Source organism: Cellulomonas sp. P1_G12_2, from assembly GCF_056405535.1.
Genome location: NZ_JBFUBX010000002.1, coordinates 248,177 through 266,157 on the forward strand (window position 1 = coordinate 248,177; position 17,981 = coordinate 266,157).

General features: G+C 73.9%; 17 protein-coding genes. 13 read left to right on the forward strand and 4 right to left on the reverse strand.

Translation table 11 applies throughout. The features are described 5' to 3' along the window. Window positions 1–62: 62 nt before the first annotated feature. Entirely contained in the window at window positions 63–2,186 is a 2,124-nt protein-coding gene (locus AC1DXT_RS09120; protein WP_477061042.1) for a SpoIIE family protein phosphatase, read from the forward strand. Here the strand turns inward: AC1DXT_RS09120 and AC1DXT_RS09125 are convergent. After that, window positions 2,183–2,554: an STAS domain-containing protein gene (locus tag AC1DXT_RS09125; protein ID WP_477061043.1), complete on the reverse strand. Its 372-nt coding sequence runs from the start codon at window positions 2,552–2,554 to the stop codon at window positions 2,183–2,185. The genes AC1DXT_RS09120 and AC1DXT_RS09125 overlap by 4 nt on opposite strands. A 107-nt stretch (window positions 2,555–2,661) precedes the next feature. Here AC1DXT_RS09125 and AC1DXT_RS09130 point away from each other — a divergent pair, with 107 nt between their 5' ends. Next, window positions 2,662–3,090, forward strand: a complete 429-nt coding sequence (locus AC1DXT_RS09130) for a DUF3151 domain-containing protein (protein WP_477061044.1) — start codon at window positions 2,662–2,664, stop codon at window positions 3,088–3,090. Between the two features lie 113 nt (window positions 3,091–3,203). Then, entirely contained in the window at window positions 3,204–4,490 is a 1,287-nt protein-coding gene (locus AC1DXT_RS09135; RefSeq protein WP_477061045.1) for an adenylosuccinate synthase, read from the forward strand. Here AC1DXT_RS09135 and AC1DXT_RS09140 read toward each other — a convergent pair. Together AC1DXT_RS09140 and AC1DXT_RS09145 are read right to left on the reverse strand one after the other, a co-directional pair. Next, on the reverse strand, window positions 4,483–5,058 hold the full coding sequence (locus AC1DXT_RS09140) for a GNAT family N-acetyltransferase (RefSeq protein WP_477061046.1): 576 nt from the start codon (window positions 5,056–5,058) through the stop codon (window positions 4,483–4,485). The genes AC1DXT_RS09135 and AC1DXT_RS09140 overlap by 8 nt on opposite strands. 19 nt (window positions 5,059–5,077) lie before the next feature. After that, a complete protein-coding gene (locus AC1DXT_RS09145; RefSeq protein WP_477061047.1) occupies window positions 5,078–6,364 on the reverse strand; it encodes an MFS transporter in 1,287 nt (428 codons plus the stop codon). Window positions 6,365–6,440: 76 nt separating this feature from the next. On the opposite strand from AC1DXT_RS09145, the gene AC1DXT_RS09150 reads away from it, so the two are divergent. The 9 genes from AC1DXT_RS09150 (at window position 6,441) to AC1DXT_RS09190 (ending at window position 15,712) form a co-directional block, all read left to right on the forward strand. Next, the gene (locus tag AC1DXT_RS09150; protein WP_477061048.1) at window positions 6,441–7,043 is read left to right on the forward strand and encodes a helix-turn-helix domain-containing protein; all 603 of its coding nucleotides are present in this window, start codon (window positions 6,441–6,443) and stop codon (window positions 7,041–7,043) included. A 105-nt stretch (window positions 7,044–7,148) separates the two neighbouring features. After that, on the forward strand, window positions 7,149–9,038 hold the full coding sequence (locus tag AC1DXT_RS09155) for a phosphoenolpyruvate carboxykinase (GTP) (RefSeq protein WP_477061049.1): 1,890 nt from the start codon (window positions 7,149–7,151) through the stop codon (window positions 9,036–9,038). A gap of 11 nt (window positions 9,039–9,049) precedes the next feature. Next, window positions 9,050–10,354, forward strand: a complete 1,305-nt coding sequence (gene purD, locus AC1DXT_RS09160) for a phosphoribosylamine--glycine ligase (protein ID WP_477061050.1) — start codon at window positions 9,050–9,052, stop codon at window positions 10,352–10,354. A gap of 9 nt (window positions 10,355–10,363) precedes the next feature. After that, a complete protein-coding gene (locus AC1DXT_RS09165) occupies window positions 10,364–10,774 on the forward strand; it encodes a hypothetical protein (protein ID WP_477061051.1) in 411 nt (136 codons plus the stop codon). Window positions 10,775–10,801: 27 nt separating this feature from the next. After that, the gene (locus tag AC1DXT_RS09170) at window positions 10,802–11,707 is read left to right on the forward strand and encodes a phosphoribosylaminoimidazolesuccinocarboxamide synthase (protein WP_477061052.1); all 906 of its coding nucleotides are present in this window, start codon (window positions 10,802–10,804) and stop codon (window positions 11,705–11,707) included. Window positions 11,708–11,797: 90 nt separating this feature from the next. Then, complete coding sequence (locus AC1DXT_RS09175) at window positions 11,798–12,835, forward strand: ABC transporter substrate-binding protein (RefSeq protein WP_477061053.1); 1,038 nt, start codon at window positions 11,798–11,800, stop codon at window positions 12,833–12,835. Between the two features lie 20 nt (window positions 12,836–12,855). Next, on the forward strand, window positions 12,856–13,890 hold the full coding sequence (locus AC1DXT_RS09180) for a FecCD family ABC transporter permease (protein WP_477061054.1): 1,035 nt from the start codon (window positions 12,856–12,858) through the stop codon (window positions 13,888–13,890). After that, entirely contained in the window at window positions 13,887–14,915 is a 1,029-nt protein-coding gene (locus tag AC1DXT_RS09185; protein WP_477061055.1) for a FecCD family ABC transporter permease, read from the forward strand. The genes AC1DXT_RS09180 and AC1DXT_RS09185 overlap by 4 nt, the downstream gene beginning before the upstream one ends. After that, window positions 14,912–15,712 carry an ABC transporter ATP-binding protein gene (locus AC1DXT_RS09190; protein WP_477061056.1) on the forward strand — a complete coding sequence of 267 codons (801 nt, stop codon included), beginning with the start codon at window positions 14,912–14,914 and terminating at the stop codon, window positions 15,710–15,712. The genes AC1DXT_RS09185 and AC1DXT_RS09190 overlap by 4 nt, the downstream gene beginning before the upstream one ends. On the opposite strand, the gene AC1DXT_RS09195 is transcribed toward AC1DXT_RS09190, so the two are convergent. Next, window positions 15,709–16,512 (reverse strand): DNA/RNA non-specific endonuclease, encoded by an 804-nt coding sequence (locus AC1DXT_RS09195; RefSeq protein ID WP_477061057.1) that lies wholly within the window; start codon window positions 16,510–16,512, stop codon window positions 15,709–15,711. The genes AC1DXT_RS09190 and AC1DXT_RS09195 overlap by 4 nt on opposite strands. Between AC1DXT_RS09195 and AC1DXT_RS09200 the strand changes: the two genes are divergently transcribed. Continuing rightward, window positions 16,513–17,967: an amidohydrolase gene (locus AC1DXT_RS09200; protein ID WP_477061058.1), complete on the forward strand. Its 1,455-nt coding sequence runs from the start codon at window positions 16,513–16,515 to the stop codon at window positions 17,965–17,967. The last annotated feature ends 14 nt before the right edge of the window (window positions 17,968–17,981 follow it).

Consider the following 17,981-nt stretch of genomic DNA (forward strand, 5'->3'; position numbering starts at 1 on the left):
ACCGCCCAGGGCGGCGCCGGCTTCTCGACGACCTGCCTGTTCGGCACGCTAGACGATCGGAGGTGGTAGCGGTCAACTCCCACGCTGCCCCCTTGTCCGATCATGCTCTCGTCGGCGTGCGCGATCGCGCCCTCAGAGCAACTTCCGTCCCGATCGCCCTGTTGGATGCGACCGAGCACGACCTGCCCGTCGTCTGGGTGAACGACGCCTTCGAGAGGGTGACAGGGTACGGCCTCGACGAGGCTCGTCGGCGGCACGCGGACGTGCTGCGCGACAACGCTCTCCCGACCGCCGACGTCGAGCGGCTGCGCAGAGCCGTCCACGCGCAGGAGACGGTCGTCCAGACGCTCACCCTGCGCCGGGCCGACGGGTCCCCGTTCGCGTGCCGGGTGACCCTGTCGCCCGTGCCGGCCCCCGACGGCGGGGGCCTCTCCCACTGGGTCGCCGCGCTGCAGGACCTGACCGAGCAGCTCTCGCACGACGCGGAGCAGGCCGCGCTGGTGGAGGCCGAGCGGCGCGAGCGGCGCAGCCTCGGGCTCATTGCGCAGGTGTCGGACCTGCTCATGGACGTCGACGACCCGCACGCCCTGCGGGAGATCGCGGCGGTGCTGCGTCGGTCGGTGGTGGGCTGGGCCGCCTTCTACCTGAACGACGGCGGTCTGCGGGTGGCCGACGGGATCGACGTGCCGCACGCGCCGACCGGCAAGGGCTCGAGGCACGGCGAGCACCCGCCCGTCCGCGACGGCGGCCCCGACCTCGTCCAGAAGCTCCTCGACGGGGAGCTGGACCGGCCGGTCGAGCTCGAGCTCGACGGCTCCTACGGCGGCGGCAGCGCGTCGGCGTGGCTGGTCCACCAGGCGGGCGTCGCGCTCGACGCGGTCGACCCCGCCGACCGACGCGTCGCGGTGTTCCCGCTGACGGGCCGCCGCCGCGTCCTCGGCGTGCTCGCGGTGCACCCGCACGAGGGCGGTGGGCTGCGCGCGCTGGAGGCGTCCGTGCGCACCGTCCTCGAGCTGACCGCCCGCCGCGTCGGCATGGTCATCGACAACGCACGGCTCTACGACCGCGAGCACCGGCTGGCCGAGACGCTGCAGCGCGCGATGCTGCCGGAGCAGGCCGAGGTGGACGGGCTCGACGTGTGGACGTACTACGCGCCCAACTCCGAGAACGCGCAGGTGGGCGGCGACTGGTACGACGTGCTGCAGATCAGCCCCGACGTCATCGGGGTGGTCATCGGGGACGTGGTCGGGCACGACGTGGAGGCTGCTGCCGCGATGGGCCAGCTGCGCTCCGTGGTGCGCTCCTACATGTTCGACCTCACGACCCCGGGTCCCGTGCTCGAGCGTGTCGACCAGCTGGTCGCCGGCATGCGGGTGCCGCGGCCGGCTGGCCTCGTCCTGTCCACCCTGGCGCGCACGGACGACACCTGGCGGCTCGAGTACTCGCGCGCGGGCCACCTGCCGGCACTGCACGTGCGGGGTGGCGCGGTCACGCAGCTGAGCGCCTCGGGCGGACCCCTGATCGGGTTCGGCGGCGCGCCCCGGACCACGGAGTCCGTCGACCTCGATCCGGGCGACGTCATCGTCTACTACACGGACGGGCTCATCGAGCGGCGCGACCGCGGCCTGCGCGAGGGGCTCGCGGCCCTGTCCGCCGTCGCCGCCGCGGTCACCGCGCGCGACGCCGCCGGGGTCGGCGAGGAGCTGCTGTCCCGGCTCGCGGACCACCGCGAGGACGACGTCGCCGTGGTCGTCGTGCGCGTGCCGTCGCCGTTGGACACCTCCGCCCGCGCCCGCAGCCCCCGGCGCCGGCGCTGGTCGCTGCCCAGCGAGGCGGCGTCCATCGGGCGCGCCCGGCACGCGGTCGTCCGCACCTGCAACGCGTGGGGGATCGAGGACTCCGCCAACGCCGAGCTCGTCGTGTCCGAGCTGGTGGCCAACGCGGTGCTGCACGGGTTCGGGCACGTGTCGCTGCAGCTCTACGACACGGGCGACGGCCTGCGCATCGAGGTGGAGGACGGGAACCCTGCTCCGCCGGTCACCACGGACGGGCACCCCGGGCGCGTGGGCGGGTTCGGCATGCAGATCGTCGAGCGACTGGCCGACTGGGGCTGGCGGCAGTCCCGCGGGGGCAAGCTCGTGTGGGCGAAGGTGCGACCGGGGTCGCTGCCGTCCGTCCTTCGCTAGGCCGGGGTGGGTGCCCCGTCGGGGTGGCGGAAGCCCGACTGGGTGACGCCCTCCTCGCAGTGGTGCTCCTCGTCGATACGAAACAGCTCGAGCGCACCGCAGATCTCGATGACGAACAGGTCCCGCGGGTCCGCGCCGCGCAGGACGGTCGCGCCGCCGCGCTTGCGGCCGGAGTCGGCCAGCGAGATGAGGAACGCCGCCCCGGTGGAGTCCATGAACGAGACCTGGCACATGTCGATGACCAGGAGCTGGCGGCGCAGGCCCACCACGCGCGCGGCGATCTCCGGGAACTGGTCGCGCTCGGCCAGGTCGAGGTCGCCGGCGATCGCCAAGGTGGTCGTCGTCGCGGACGTGGAGATCTCGATCATGTGTGCCCTGTCGGGTTGCGAGATGCGTGCCGAACAGCGGTCCAGGTCGGCCAGACGACTGTAACCGCGCCCCTTCTCCCGCGCACACGGTGGGGGACACTGTGCGCATGAGCCACGAGAACCTGCTGGACGGTCCCGCCCCGACGCTGCTGCCCGCCGACGGCCCCGACGCGGACGCCCGCGCGGCCCTGAGCAGCGGGTCGACGCCGCGCGAGGCCGTCCCCGCCGCTCCGGCGTCGTCGCTGCTGTGGGCCCTCCTGGCCGAGGGTGCGCTCGCCGACGAGGGTGACCCGGTCGCGGCCTACGCCTACGCGCGCACCGGCTACCACCGCGGGCTCGACGCCCTGCGCCGCGCCGGCTGGCACGGGCGCGGACCGATCCCCGCCGACCACGCCCCCAACGAGGGGTTCCTGCGCGCCCTGCTCGCCCTCGCCGAGGCCGCGGAGGCGATCGGGGAGTCCGAGGAGGCCGAGCGCTGCGAGACGTTCCTCGTGGACAGCGGGACGTCGGTCGACGAGGTGGCCAACCTGCGGTGACATGACCATTTCTTGACGGTCCGGTACCCTCTCGGAGGTACTGGGTCACTGCCGCCCGGTGCCCGGCCCCGGTACACGGGTCCGCACCGTAGGCAGGGGGAGTGGTGATTCAGATGCCGGCCGTCGTGGTGCTCGGAGCTCAGTGGGGCGACGAGGGCAAGGGGAAGGCGACCGACCAGCTCGGCTCGCGGACCGACTACGTCGTGAAGTTCAACGGCGGCAACAACGCGGGTCACACGGTCGTGATCGGGGGCGAGAAGTACGCCCTGCACCTGCTGCCGTCGGGGATCCTCTCGCCCGGCGTCGTCCCGGTGATCGGCAACGGCGTGGTCGTCGACATCGAGGTGCTCTTCGAGGAGATCGACGCGCTCGAGGCCCGCGGCGTGGACACCTCCGCCCTCAAGGTCTCGTCGGCCGCCCACGTCATCGCGCCGTACAACCGCACCCTCGACAAGGTCACCGAGCGGTTCCTGGGCAAGCGCCGCATCGGCACCACCGGTCGCGGCATCGGCCCGGCGTACTCCGACAAGATCAACCGCGTCGGCATCCGGATGCAGGACCTGTTCGACGAGAAGATCCTGAGGGAGAAGGTCGAGGGCGCCCTCGACCAGAAGAACCACCTGCTGGTGAAGGTCTACAACCGCCGGGCCATCACTGTCGACGAGACGGTCGAGGACCTGCTGCGCCACGCCGACCGGCTGCACCCGATGGTCGCGGACACCCCGCTGCTGCTCAACACCGCGCTCGACGACGGCAAGACCCTGGTCTTCGAGGCCGGTCAGGCCACCATGCTCGACGTCGACCACGGCACCTACCCGTTCGTCACGTCCTCGTCGGCCACGGCCGGCGGCGCGTGCACGGGCTCAGGCGTCGGACCCACCCGGATCGACCGCGTGGTCGCCGTCGCGAAGGCGTACACCACCCGCGTCGGCGAGGGCCCGTTCCCCACCGAGCTGCTCGACGACGACGGCGAGTGGCTGCGGCAGACCGGCGGGGAGTTCGGCACCACCACCGGCCGGCCGCGCCGCACCGGCTGGTACGACGCCGTCGTGGTCCGCTACGCCAGCCGCGTCAACGGCCTCACCGACCTGGTGGTCACCAAGCTCGACGTGCTCACCGGCAGGGAGAAGATCCCCGTCGCCGTGGCGTACGACGTGCAGGGGCGCCGGTTCGACGAGATGCCGTACGACCAGTCCGACTTCCACCACGCCAAGCCGATCTACGAGTACCTGGACGGCTGGACCGAGGACATCTCCGGGGCTCGCGAGTTCGACGACCTGCCCGCCGCGGCGCAGCGCTACCTGCTGCACCTCGAGGAGATCTCGGGCGCCCGCATCTCGTCGGTCGGCGTCGGCCCCGGCCGCGAGGCCACGATCGTCCGGCACGAGCTGCTCAGCTGACGTCTCCCGCGACGCGGGCGTGCAGGTGCATGTCGTGCCAGCCGTCCGCGTGCAGGGCGTCGCCGCGCTTGGTCCCCTCGAGGTGGAACCCGGCTCGGGTGGCCACGAGGCACGACGCCGGGTTGTCGACCGAGTGGTCGACCTCGATCCGGTGCAGCCCGAGCGCGTCGAACGCCCACTCGGCGACCGTGCGGAGCGCCGTCGTCGCGAGCCCGCGCCCGCGCGCACGGGGGAGCACCCAGTAGGAGACGGTCGACCGGCCGTCGCCGTGCTCGAACGACCGAAGGCTGAGCTGCCCGACGACGTCGCCGTCGCGTTCCAGGGCCCAGCCGGCGCCGGTCTCGCCCTCCCACCGCCCCGACCACGAGGCGACCCAGGCGGCCGCCTCGTCGGCGTCCATGGACCGGGCGTGCCATCGTCGGATGTCGGGGTCCGCGTAGGCCGCGACGACCGCCGCCTCGTCGCCGGCCCGCCACGGGCGGAGTCGCAGACCGTCCGCGTCCAGCACCGGTTGCGGAAGCCGGCGGATGCTGCCGGGGGTGATCGTGGGCGGGGTCAGCCGGGGCACGCGGCCAGTATGTCCGAGCTCAGACGGCCGCGGTCAGGGGCGCGTCCTCGACGGGCTCCACGACGACCGCCGGCAGCACCAGCTCGTCGACCATGCGCTGGCGGACGACCGCGATGGGGTAGCCGACCGCCGCGACGCAGACCACGGTCGCGCCGAGGAACACCGCGGGCAGGCCCCACTGCTCGGCCACGAGCCCGCCGAGGAGCGCGCCGAGCGGCATGAGCCCGTACCCGAGCGTCCGGCTGGCACCGCCCACGCGACCGAGCATGCCGGGCGCGACCATCCGCTGGCGCATCGACTGCGAGATCACGTTGCCGTTGGTGTTGAGGAAGCCGAGGAAGAACATGGCGACCGCGATGGCGGGCACCGTGGGCACGAGCACCGGGACCAGCATGAGCAGCGCGTCGATGGTCCAGCAGCCCAGCAGCAGCCGGACCTCGGGGATGCGCCGGCCCAGCGGCTCCGCGGCGATCGAGCCGAGCACCGCGCCCACCGCGAGCACGGCGATCACCAGCGGGTAGTGCGCGGGCTCGAGCCCGACGCGCGAGCCGGGGCCGACCATCCAGAGCACGAACACGGCGAAGTAGCCGGTGCTGGCCATGTTCATCACGCTGCCGGCCACCAGGAGCGGGCGGAGCACGGGGTGCCGCACCAGGAACCCGACGCCCTCGCGGACCTCGGTGAGCGCCGAGCGCTTCTCCGCGGCCGCGTGCTTGTACGACCCCGGGATCCGGGTGGCGATGAGCAGGAGGGCGAGCACGCCGAGGCCGGCCGGGACGCCGAACACCCAGCCGGCGCCGAGCGCGAGCATCCCGCCCGCGATCGGGCCGCCGACGAACGCGGCCATGACCTGCTGCGCGGCGAGCGTGCGGCCATTCGCGGCCTCGAGGCGGGAGCGCGGCACGATGTCCGGGACCAGCGCCGACCCGGCGAGGTCGACGAACACGTCGGTCACGCCGTAGAGCAGCACGATCACCGTGAGCGCGGCGATCGTCATGTGGCCGGAGGCCACCAGCCAGACCGCCACCCCGAGCAGCAGCGCGCGGGCCCCGAGGCCCACCACCTGCGTGTACTTGCGGTCGCGGCGGTCGACCACCACGCCGGCGGCCAGCCCGAGCAGGAGCCAGGGCAGCCACGCGGCCGCGGTCAGCAGGGCGATCTGGCTGGGGGACCGCGTGAGCGTGAGGGCGTACAGCGGCACGCCGGTCTGCACGATGCCGTCGCCGAGGTTGGCCATCCCGGTCGCGGTCAGGTGGGCGGTGAACCGGCGGCCGAGGGGCTCGCGCGCGGCGACCTGCTCGCTCATGGGGGACTCCTGCGATGGGACGGTAGGATCGAAGAGAATTCTCTGCAAAGACAACTCTGCAAAGGTATCTCTGCGAATGAGCGAGAGCAAGCCCCTCCCGTTCCGAGCCCGTGCCATCGGGCCGGAGGAGCTCAAGGCATTGGCGCACCCGCTGCGGATGGCGATGTACGACTACCTGTCCGAGCACGGGTCGGCGACGGCCAGCCAGCTCGGCCGCCGACTCGGGGAGAGCAGCGGGCAGACCAGCTACCACCTGCGCCAGCTGGAGAAGCACGGCTTCGTCGAGGACGACCCGGCGCACGAGCGGGGGCGCGACCGGTGGTGGCGCGCGGTCGGGTACAGCGTCGACGGGCGGGACATGCTGCGCGACCCCCGGACCGCCGAGGCGGCCAACGCGCTGCTGCAGGGGGTCGTCGCCGAGCGCGCCCAGGTGCTGAGCCGGTGGATGCTCACGGGCGACACCCCGGAGTGGGAGGAGGCGGCGCTGAACGACCGGACGACGGCGGACCTCACCCTCGAGGAGCTGCAGGAGGTCGTGGTGGCGGTGCAGGAGATCATCGACGACGCGGTCAAGAGCGCCAAGGAGCGCAAGGCTGCCGGCGATGTCGAAGGCCGCCGGCGCGTGCGGATCTACTTCGACGCCCTGCCGCTGCCCCGCGAGGACGATTCCCGCCCCTGAGTTGTGCAGATCGAAAGAACCGCGGTTGTTTCCGGCCGTGAGTGATGGAATCCGCGCACGAAGGGGTCCACCGTGGAAGGACCTGGTCCCTTCACGGAGGTCGTCATGACGCTCGTCGAGCCGCACCCGTTCGACTACCCGTTCGACCTGACGCCCGTGCGTGTTCCTGCAGCACCGGGCGGACGGCGGCACCGAGCACTGCAGGCGTGGGTCGGCGCGGTCGCGGCGCTCACCGAGCCCGACGAGGTCGTCTGGGTGGACGGGTCCGCCGAGCAGGCATCGGCCCTGGTCGAGGACATGGTCGAGTCAGGCACGCTGATCCGGCTGAACGAGGAGCTGCGTCCGGGCTCCTACCTCGCACGCTCCGACCCGTCCGACGTCGCGCGGGTCGAGGACCGCACGTTCATCTGCTCGGAGGACCCCGACGACGCCGGCCCGACCAACCACTGGCGCGAGCCGCACGTCATGCGGGCCGAGCTGGCGGGGGTGTTCGCCGGGTCGATGCGCGGGCGGACCATGTACGTCGTCCCGTTCTCGATGGGTCCGCTGGGCGGTCCGATCTCGCAGCTGGGCGTCCAGGTGACCGACTCGCCGTACGTCGTGGTGAGCATGCGGATCATGACGCGGGTGGGCACCCCGGTGCTCGAGCTGCTGGGGAACGATGGGGAGTTCGTCCCCGCGGTGCACTCGGTGGGCGCACCCCTGGGACCGGACGACGACGACGTCCCGTGGCCGTGCAGTTCGACGAAGTACATCGCGCACTTCCCCGAGACGCGCGAGATCTGGTCGTTCGGGTCCGGCTACGGCGGCAACGCCCTGCTGGGCAAGAAGTGCTTCGCGCTGCGGATCGCGTCCGTCATGGCGCGCGACGATGGCTGGCTCGCCGAGCACATGCTCGTCCTGCGCGTGACGTCCCCGACGGGCCGGGTGTCGCACGTCGCCGCCGCCTTCCCGTCCGCCTGCGGCAAGACGAACCTGGCGATGCTCCAGCCGACGATCCCGGGCTGGACGGTCGAGACGATCGGCGACGACATCGCGTGGCTGCGCCCGGGCGGACCGGGCACCGACGGACGCCTGCGCGCGATCAACCCCGAGGCCGGCTTCTTCGGCGTCGCCCCCGGGACGGGCGTGAGCACCAACCCGGCCGCCATCGCGACGCTGACGCACGACGTGATCTTCACCAACGTCGCCCTCACCGACGAGGGCGACGTCTGGTGGGAGGGCCTGACCCCGGAGCCGCCCGCGCACCTGGTCGACTGGCAGGGCCGGGACTGGACGCCCGCGTCCGACGAGCCGGCAGCCCACCCGAACAGCCGGTTCACGGTCGCCGCCGACCAGTGCCCGACGATCGCGGACTCCTGGGACTCGCCCGAGGGGGTGCCCGTCGACGCGATCTGGTTCGGCGGCCGGCGGGCCACCAACGTGCCGCTGGTCGCGCAGGCCCGGAACTGGGCGCACGGGGTGTTCCTGGGCGCGACGATCGCGTCCGAGCAGACCGCCGCCGCGGAGGGGCCCGTCGGCACGCTGCGTCGCGACCCCTTCGCCATGCTCCCGTTCTGCGGCTACAACATGGCCGACCACTGGGGGCACTGGCTCCGGCTCGGCGCGCAGCTCTCGGCCCGTGGCATCCCGCTGCCGGCGATCTTCGGCATCAACTGGTTCCGCAAGGGAGCGGACGGGTCCTACCTGTGGCCCGGGTTCGGGCAGAACGCACGGGTGCTCGCCTGGGCGCTGGAGCGGCTCGACGGGTCGGTGGAGGGGACCGACTCGCCGATCGGCGTGCTGCCCGCACCCGGTGAGCTGGACCTGGACGGGCTGGACCTGCCGCAGGGCGCGCTGGAGCAGCTGCTCGAGGTCGACCCGGAGGCGTGGCTCGCGGAGTGCGACCTGACCGAGGAGTTCTTCGCCCGGTTCGGCGACCGGCTGCCAGTGGCGATGCTGGACGAGCTCGACGGTCTCCGGGCGCGTCTGCGGTCCGCGGAGGCCGCCGGGTAGGCTCCCGGCCCGTGAAGATCCTCGTCGTCGGCACCGGTGCCCGTGAGCACGCGCTCGTCCGCGCGCTCTCCCTCGACCCGGCGGTGACCGCGCTGCACGCGGCCCCGGGGAACCCCGGCATCGGGACGCTGGCCACGCTGCACGCGGTCGACCAGCTGGACGGTGCCGCGGTCGCGGCGCTCGCGACGTCGCTGACCGCGGACCTCGTCGTCGTCGGACCCGAGGCGCCGCTCGTCGCGGGAGTCGCCGACGCCGTGCGGGACGTCGGGATCCCGGTGTTCGGTCCGTCGGCCGCCGGCGCGCAGCTCGAGGGGTCGAAGGCGTTCGCCAAGGAGGTCATGGCCGCCGCCGGCGTGCCCACGGCCGAACCCCGCGTGGCGACCACGATCGAGCAGGCCGCCGCGGGTCTCGACGCCTTCGGTGCCCCGTACGTGGTCAAGGACGACGGGCTGGCCGCGGGCAAGGGCGTCGTCGTCACCGACGACCGCGCCGAGGCGCTGGCGCACGCGGCCGCCTGCCTGGCCAAGCCCGGCGGCCGGATCGTCGTCGAGGACTACCTGGACGGCCCGGAGATCTCGCTGTTCGTCCTGTCGGACGGCGTCGACGTGGTGCCGCTGGTCCCCGCGCAGGACTTCAAGCGCGCGCACGACGGCGACGAGGGGCCCAACACCGGCGGCATGGGCGCGTACTCGCCGCTGCCCTGGGCGCCCGCGGACCTGGTCGACGAGGTGGTCGAGCGCGTCGCCCGGCCGACGATCGCCGAGATGGCTCGCCGCGGCACCCCGTTCTCGGGGGTCCTGTACGTGGGCCTCGCGCTCACCTCGACCGGGCTCAAGGTCGTCGAGTTCAACGCCCGGTTCGGGGACCCCGAGACGCAGGTGGTGCTCGCCCGGCTGGAGACGCCGCTCGCGGGTGTGCTGCTCGCGAGCGCGACCGGCACGCTCGGCGCACTGCCCCCGCTGCGCTGGCGCGACGACGCGGCCGTGACCGTGGTGATCGCGTCCGGCGGGTACCCGGGCAGCGTGCGCGCGGGCGACCCGATCACGGGGATCGAGGCCGCCGAGGCGCTGCCCGGGGTGCACGTCCTGCACGCGGGGACGGCCCTGCGGCTCAACGCCCCCGGCGACGACGACACGGCGATCGACGGCTCGCACCTGGTCGCAGCCGGCGGGCGCGTGCTGTCGGTCGTCGGCGTCGGCCGGGACCTGGCCGCCGCGCGCGCCGCGGCCTACGCCGGTGTCGAGCGGATCGAGCTGCCGTTCTCGCACCACCGCTCGGACATCGCCGCTGCGGTGGCAGGCGTCCCGCTGGTCTAGGTTCGCGGGATGGGCAGCTTCGAGAAGTTCGAGTACGGCGACGGCGCCTGGGGCGGGGACGTCTCGGTAACGCCGAGCCTGAGCATCGAGGTGCACGACAGCGACATCGCGTCCGTCGACTACCGGCCGGCGCCGGACGGGCTCGGCCGGTTCTACCTGGGCTTCCAGCCGCGGGACTACTTCGACGACCCGGCGGAGAGCGACCCGGTCGACCTCGACGCCGAGGCGGAGGCGTTCGCCGAGTGGGCGCTGCTGGTCGGCGCGGTCGACGTCGAGGCCAAGCACGTCCGACGTCTGCTGGCCGCCGAGCACGTGGACGAGCCCGAGGACACGTTCGTCGAGGAGACCGTGGAGCGGCTGGTGCGGCTGGTCGGGCTGCCCATCCCGGACGGGCTCGAGGGCGGAGACGATCTCGTCTGACGCCGCGCGGACCTGCACACTAGGGCCGTGACTGCGACGACCCCGGACCTGGCCGGCTGGACCCACACCTACTCCGGCAAGGTCCGCGACCTGTACGTGCCGGACGGCTCGGGGTCGACCGAGGCCCTCGGGGACGTCGTCCTCGTCGTCGCGAGCGACCGGGTGTCCGCGTACGACCACGTGCTGAGCCCGGGCATCCCCGGCAAGGGGATCGTCCTGACGCAGCTGAGCCTGTGGTGGTTCGAGCAGCTCGCGGACCTGGTGCCCAACCACGTGGTGTCGACCGACGTGCCCGACGCGGTGGCCGGCCGCGCGATGGTGTGCCGCCGCCTGGAGATGTTCCCCGTCGAGTGCGTCGCGCGCGGCTACCTGACCGGGTCGGGCCTGGCGGAGTACCGGGTGTCGCGGTCGGTGACCGGCATCGCGCTGCCCGAGGGCCTGGTCGACGGCTCGCGCCTGCCGCAGCCGATCTTCACGCCCGCGACGAAGGCGGAGCTGGGGGAGCACGACGAGAACGTGCCGTTCGAGGCCGTGGTGGAGCAGGTCGGCGCCGACGCGGCCGAGGCGCTCCGGGCGCTCACCCTCGCGGTCTACGGACGCGCCGAGGCCATCGCACGCGAGCACGGCGTGATCCTGGCCGACACCAAGCTCGAGTTCGGCACCGACCCGACGACCGGCGCGATCACGCTCGGCGACGAGGTGCTCACGCCCGACTCGTCGCGGTTCTGGCCCGCCGACCTGTGGCACCCCGGCCGTGCGCAGGCCAGCTTCGACAAGCAGTTCGTGCGCGACTGGCTCACGTCGGCCGCGTCCGGGTGGGACCGCGACTCGGACACCCCGCCGCCACCGCTGCCCGCGGACGTGGTCGAGCGCACCCGCGACCGGTACCTCGAGGCGTACGAGCGGCTGACGGGGACGTCCCTGTCGGTGTGAGGTTCCCGACACGCCCGTCGCGGATCGGCGCGGGTCTATGAGGTTAGGCTTGCCTCATTAGCTTGACCTCGATCCGATGGGAGCACCACCGTGCGCATCGCGCGCCTCTCGGCCCTGGTGGCCACCGCGACGGCCGTCGCCCTCACCCTCGCCGCGTGCGGCGGGTCGTCCGACGACGCCTCCGGCGACACCTCCGCCGAGCCCACGTCGGACGCGCTCTTCCCCGTCTCGATCGACTCGGCGCTCGGCACCGCGGAGATCGCCGCGAAGCCGGAGCGCGTGGTGACGCTCGGCTGGGGCGCCGCGGACATCGCGTTCTCGCTGGGCACCACGCCGGTCGGGATCGAGTCGGACACCTGGGGCGGCGACGCCGAGGGCTACCAGCCGTGGTTCCGGCAGGCCGTCGAGGCGTCCGGCGACGAGCTGCCGACGACCATCGCGATGTACCCCGAGCTCGACATCGACGCGGTCGTCGCCCTCGAGCCCGACCTCGTCCTGGCCCCGCAGTCGGGGCTCGACCAGGCGACGTTCGACCAGCTGTCCGCGCTGGTGCCGGTGGTCGCGTACCCCGGCGAGCCGTGGCAGACGTCGCTCGAGGACCAGGTGACCATCGCCGCCGACGCGCTGGGCGTGCCGGAGAAGGCGCAGCCGCTGCTCGACGAGCGCCAGGCCGCCATCGACGAGGCCGCCGCCGACAACCCTGAGCTCGCCGGGAAGACGTTCGCCTACGTGTACGGCGGGGACCAGCCCGGTGCCCTGTCGGTGTACCTGCCGGGTGACCCGCGCGTCGAGCTGCTCACCGGCCTCGGCCTCGAGCTGGCGCCGTCCGTGTCCACCCTGACCTCGTCGCCCGGCACGTTCGTCGCGACCCTCGGGCTGGAGAACGCCGACCAGCTGAACGACGCGGACCTGCTGTTCACGTGGTTCAACAACACCGAGGAGCAGGCGTCGACCGAGGCGCAGCCGCTCTGGGCGCAGATCCCCGCGTTCGCGTCGGGCGCCTACGTGCCGATGCTCGACCCGAAGCTGGGCATGGCCGTCTCCGTGGCGACGCCGCTGAGCGTGCCGTGGGCGCTCGACGAGTACCTGCCCCTCATCACCGCCGGCGCGGAGAAGGCCCAGGCCTGACCTCTCCGTACCGTGCACCCATGAGCACCACCGTCGCGCGAGCCCCGCACGCCACCCGCGKGSGGGGCTCGCGCGCGCTCGTGCTCGGTCTGGGGCTGGTCGCCGCGGTCCTCCTGCTCGTCCTGGTGGTGGGCCTGAGCGTCGCCGTCGGGGCCAAGCCCGTGCCGCTCGGCGAGGTGTGGTCGGCGTGGCGGAACCCCGACGACTCGTTCGTGTCCACGGTCGTCGCCTCCCGGATCCCGCGCACGCAGCTCGGCCTGCTGGTCGGGGCAGCGCTGGCGGTCGCCGGCGTCGTCATCCAGGGGCTCACGCGCAACCCGCTCGGCGACCCGGGCCTGCTGGGCGTCAACGCGGGCGCGTCGGCATCCCTGGTGATCACGGCCGCGATGCTCGGCGGTGCCGCCGGCCGGTCGGTCTGGGCCGCGGTGCCGGGAGCGCTGGTCGCGGCGCTCGCCGTCTACCTGATCGGCTCCGGCGGACGGCGTGCCACGCCCGTCCGGCTCGTGCTGGCGGGCGCCGCGGTGTCCGCTGTGCTGGTGGCCGTCGTCGAGGGGATCACGCTGGCCAACCCCGAGGTGTTCGACACCTACCGGTTCTGGGTGGTCGGGTCCCTCGCCGGACGGCCACCGTCGACGGTGGGGGCCGTGCTGCCGTTCGTCGTCGTGGGTCTCGTCCTGTGCCTGCTGCTGGCTCGTCCGCTGAACGCGCTCGCGCTCGGCGACGAGGCCGCGACCTCCCTCGGGCTGCGCGCCGGCCGCACCCGCCTGCTCGGCGCCGCGGGCGCCACCGTGCTGTGCGCCGCGGCGGTGGCCGCCGTCGGGCCGATCGCGTTCGTGGGGCTGGCCGTCCCGCACGTCGTCCGCGGGTTCACCGGCTCGGACCACCGCTGGCTCCTGCCGTACTGCCTGCTGCTCGGTCCGGTCCTGCTCCTCGCCGCCGACGTCCTCGGTCGGGTGCTGGCGCGGCCCGGCGAGCTGCCGGTGGGGGCGGTGACGGCGTTCGTCGGGGCACCGTTCCTGATCGCGGCCGTGCGCCGGGGGAGGGTCGGGCTGTGACCGCCGTCCTGACCCTCGGGCCTGCCGTCACCGTCCGCTGGCACCGGCGTCCGGTCGTCGTCTGCGTGGCCGCGCTCGCCCTCGTGCTGGTCACCGCCCTGGTCACCCTGGCAGCCGGTCAGCTCGGCATCCCGCTCGCGGAGCTGCCGTCCGTCATCGCCGGCAACGGCTCCCGCACGCAGGAGTGGGTGCTCTGGACCAACCGCCTGCCACGGCTGCTCGTCGGTGCCGCGGCAGGTGCGGCGTTCGCGGTCTCCGGGGCGATGTTCCAGTCCGTCACGCGCAACCCGCTGGGCAGCCCCGACATCATCGGGCTCGGCGCCGGCGCGGCTGCGGGTGCCGCGGCCGCGGGGCTCGTGTGGCCGGGGACCCTCCCCGTCCCCGTCGGGGCGCTGATCGGGGCGGGGGTCGCGATCGGCGCGGTCTACCTCGGCTCGGGCGCGGGGTTCCGCGCACCGCTGCGCATGGTGGTCGTCGGCATCGCGGTCGGGGCCATGTCGCTGGCGTTCGTGCAGCTGGCGCTCGCCCGGGCCACCCGCCAGGACGCGCAGGTGCTCGCCGCGTACCTCAACGGCAGCCTCGCGGCCCGCTCCTGGTCGGACGTGGTGCTCATCGTCGGCGCGCTCGTGGTCCTGCTGCCCGCGGCGCTCGCGCTCACCCGACCGATGCAGCTGGTCGAGATGGGCGACGAGGTGGCGGTCGCGGTCGGGGTGCAGGCGGACCGGGTGCGCACGTGGGCGGTGGTCGTCGGCGTGCTGCTCATGGCCGCGGCGGTGACCGTGAGCGGCCCGATCGCGTTCGTCGCCCTGACCGCCCCGCAGATCGCCCGGCGACTGACCCGGTCGACCGGACCGGGTATGGTCGCCGCCGCGTGCTGCGGCGCCGCGGTGCTCGTCGTCGCCGACCTGGTCGCCCAGTACGCCGTGCCGGGCGTCGTGTATCCCGTCGGGGTGGTCACCGCCGCGCTCGGCGGCGTGTACCTCGCGTTCCTGCTGGTCCGCGAGTGGAGGAGGAGTCCCGCGTGAACGGTCCGCCGCTGGAGGCGTCCGACCTGACGCTCGCCTACGACCAGCTCGTGGTCGCGACGGGTCTGTCCGTGCAGATCCCCCGGTCGTCGTTCACGGTCATCATCGGTCCCAACGGGTGCGGCAAGTCGACCCTGCTGCGCGCCCTCGCCCGGACCCTCAAGCCGCGTGCCGGTCGCGTGCTGCTGGACGGCGTGCCGATCTCGTCGCTGAAGAGCAAGGACGTCGCCCGACGGCTGGCCCTCCTGCCGCAGAGCCCCATCGCGCCGGAGTCGATCACTGTCGGCGACCTGGTGGCCCGCGGCCGGTACCCGCACCAGGGCCTGCTGCGGCAGTGGTCGGCGGCTGACGCCCGCGCGGTCGCGGACGCCCTCGACGCCACCGAGGTCGCCGACCTGCGGGACCGGTTCGTCGCCGAGCTGTCCGGCGGCCAGCGGCAGCGGGTGTGGCTCGCCATGGCACTCGCGCAGCAGACCGACCTGCTCCTGCTCGACGAGCCGACGACGTTCCTCGACATCGCGCACCAGTTCGAGGTCATGGACCTGTGCGCGCGGCTGCACGAGGAGGGGCGCACCCTCGTCGCCGTGCTGCACGACCTCAACCAGGCGGCCCGGTACGCGACGCACCTGATCGCCATGAAGGAGGGCGTGATCGTCGCCGAGGGGCCACCCGCGGACGTGGTCACCGAGCCGCTGGTGCGCGAGGTGTTCGGGCTGGCGTGCCGGGTGGTGCCGGACCCCGAGACGGGGACACCGATGGTGGTGCCGGCGCGCCGGGACGCGCACGTCCGCCACTAGAGACGGATCTCCTCCAGCGCGGACAACGGGACCCAGCGCTCGCGGTCCCCGAGCGCACCGACGGGCGTGAGGACGTCGGCGCCGGTCAGCGGCCCGAGGTCGAGCCCGGTGAGCTCCTCCACGTCCGCGACCGGGACCTGGAACGTGCGGAACGGGCCGAGCGGCGGGACCTCGTCGGCGGGTGCCTGCAGGCTCGTGACGAACGGCGTCTGGTCGAGCACGAACGCCGTGGCGACCAGCTGCCCGTTCGAGGCCCACGCGGCGACCTTCCAGAACAGCCGCGGGATCCCGACGCCGCGGTAGACCGGGTCGTCGTCGGCGAGGACCGGTCCCGTGAAGACCGAGAGCCGGCTGCCCTGGGTGCGCGCGTACTCCAGGACGTGGTCCTCGAGGCCCACCCAGAGCAGCTCGCCCTGGTTGAACGCGGAGGCCTGCGGGGCGGCGTTCGGGTAGGCGAACGTGTCGAAGTTGGCCCGCCGCGCGACGACGAGGTCGCCCCACACCGGGTCCCGCCGGCGGACCAGGTGCCCGCGGTCGAGGTCGTTGCGCGCGTACAGCTCCGGGCCGGCCTGCTCGTCGGCGGGCACCCGGGGGTCCAGGTGCCAGTCGTCGCCGCGCTCGAGGTCCACCAGCTGGGCGCCGTCGATGTTCACCGCCGTCGCGGCCGCGAGCCGGCGCTCGGGGTCCAGCAGCACCGTGAAGTGCGTCGACGGCAGCGTGCGGACGGCCTGGGCCGGCACCGGGAGGGGCACCCGCGGACCGAGGAACGTCGGGTCGTATCCCGCCTCTACGGTGCTCACATGGGGACCGTACCGACTGACCTGCTCCTGCGCTCCGCGCGGCTGGTCGACCACGACGCGCCCGTCGACGTCCTGCTGCGTGGCGGTCGGGTCGCGGACGTCGGCCCGTCGCTCACTGCGCACGGCCCGTCCGTCGACCTCGACGGCCGCTGGCTCATGCCCGGGCTCTGGGACGCGCACGTGCACCTGACCCAGTGGGCGCTCGCCCGCCGCCGGCTTGACGTCGCCGGAGCCACCTCGGCCGCCCACGCCGTGGCGCTCGTCTCGGACGCGCCCCGCCCGCTGCCCGGCACCGCGCTCGTCGGCTTCGGCTTCCGCGACGGCCTGTGGCCCGACGAGCCGACGGCCGCCCTGCTCGACGCGGCCGTAGGCGACATCGCCGTGGTGCTCGTCTCCGGAGACCTGCACTGCGCGTGGGCCTCGACGGCCGGTCTGCGGTTCCTCGGCATCGAGCACCACCCGACCGGCCTGCTGCGCGAGCACGAGTGGCTGCCGCTCCAGGGCGTCGTGGACCACGTGCCCGACGACGTCGCGGACGCGCTGGTCGACGACGCGACAGCCGCTGCGGCCGCGCGCGGGGTGGTCGGCGTGGTCGACCTGGAGATCGCCGACAACCTCGCCGTCTGGCGTCGTCGCGCGGCTGCCCGGCCCGGTCGGCTGCGCGTGCGGGCGGGCGTGTGGGAGGAGTACCTCGACCGCGTGGTCCGCGAGGACCTGCACACCGGCGACCCCGTCACGGGGCTCGTCGAGCAGGGTCCGCTCAAGGTGATCACCGACGGCTCGCTCAACACCCGCACCGCCTACTGCCACGACCCGTACCCGGGCCTGACCGGACCGAACGCCCGGGGCGTGCTGGCCGTCCCGCCCTCGCGCCTCGCCCCGTTGATGGCGCACGCCACGCGGCACGGACTGCGCTGCGCGATCCACGCGATCGGCGACGCCGCGAACGCGCTCGCGCTCGATGCCTTCGCCTCCTCCGGTGCGCAGGGTTCGATCGAGCACGCGCAGCTGGTGACCTGGGGCGACGTCGAGCGGTTCGCGGAGCTCGGGGTTGTGGCGAGCGTGCAGCCCGAGCACGCGATGGACGACCGCGACGTCGCCGACCACCACTGGGCCGGCCGGACCGACCGGGCGTTCGCGTTCGGAGCGCTGCACCGGGCGGGGGTGCGGCTGGCCCTCGGGTCCGACGCGCCCGTGGCACCCCTGGACCCGTGGATCGCGCTGGATGCGGCCGTCACCCGGTCCCGCGACGGGCGTGAGCCGTGGCACCCCGAGCAGGCGCTCGACCGCCGGGTGGCGCTGGAGTCCTCGGTCGACGGTCAGGGGCTGGCGCCGGTGGTCGGGGCGCCCGCGGACCTCGTCGTGCTCGACGCCGACCCGCTGACCGCTCCGCTGCGGGGGATGCCCGTCGCCGGCACGCTCGTCGCGGGGGACTGGACGCACCGCGGGTTCTGACGGTCGGGTCGGGT

Excerpts from the sequence above, each read along its gene's own strand:
- AC1DXT_RS09125 (WP_477061043.1), bottom strand. The coding sequence starts at position 2,554 with ATGATCGAGATCTCCACGTCCGCGACGACGACCACCTTGGCGATCGCC.
- AC1DXT_RS09130 (WP_477061044.1), top strand. The coding sequence starts at position 2,662 with ATGAGCCACGAGAACCTGCTGGACGGTCCCGCCCCGACGCTGCTGCCC.
- AC1DXT_RS09135 (WP_477061045.1), top strand. The coding sequence starts at position 3,204 with ATGCCGGCCGTCGTGGTGCTCGGAGCTCAGTGGGGCGACGAGGGCAAG.
- AC1DXT_RS09145 (WP_477061047.1), bottom strand. The coding sequence starts at position 6,364 with ATGAGCGAGCAGGTCGCCGCGCGCGAGCCCCTCGGCCGCCGGTTCACC.
- AC1DXT_RS09150 (WP_477061048.1), top strand. The coding sequence starts at position 6,441 with ATGAGCGAGAGCAAGCCCCTCCCGTTCCGAGCCCGTGCCATCGGGCCG.
- AC1DXT_RS09155 (WP_477061049.1), top strand. The coding sequence starts at position 7,149 with ATGACGCTCGTCGAGCCGCACCCGTTCGACTACCCGTTCGACCTGACG.
- AC1DXT_RS09165 (WP_477061051.1), top strand. The coding sequence starts at position 10,364 with ATGGGCAGCTTCGAGAAGTTCGAGTACGGCGACGGCGCCTGGGGCGGG.
- AC1DXT_RS09200 (WP_477061058.1), top strand. The coding sequence starts at position 16,513 with ATGGGGACCGTACCGACTGACCTGCTCCTGCGCTCCGCGCGGCTGGTC.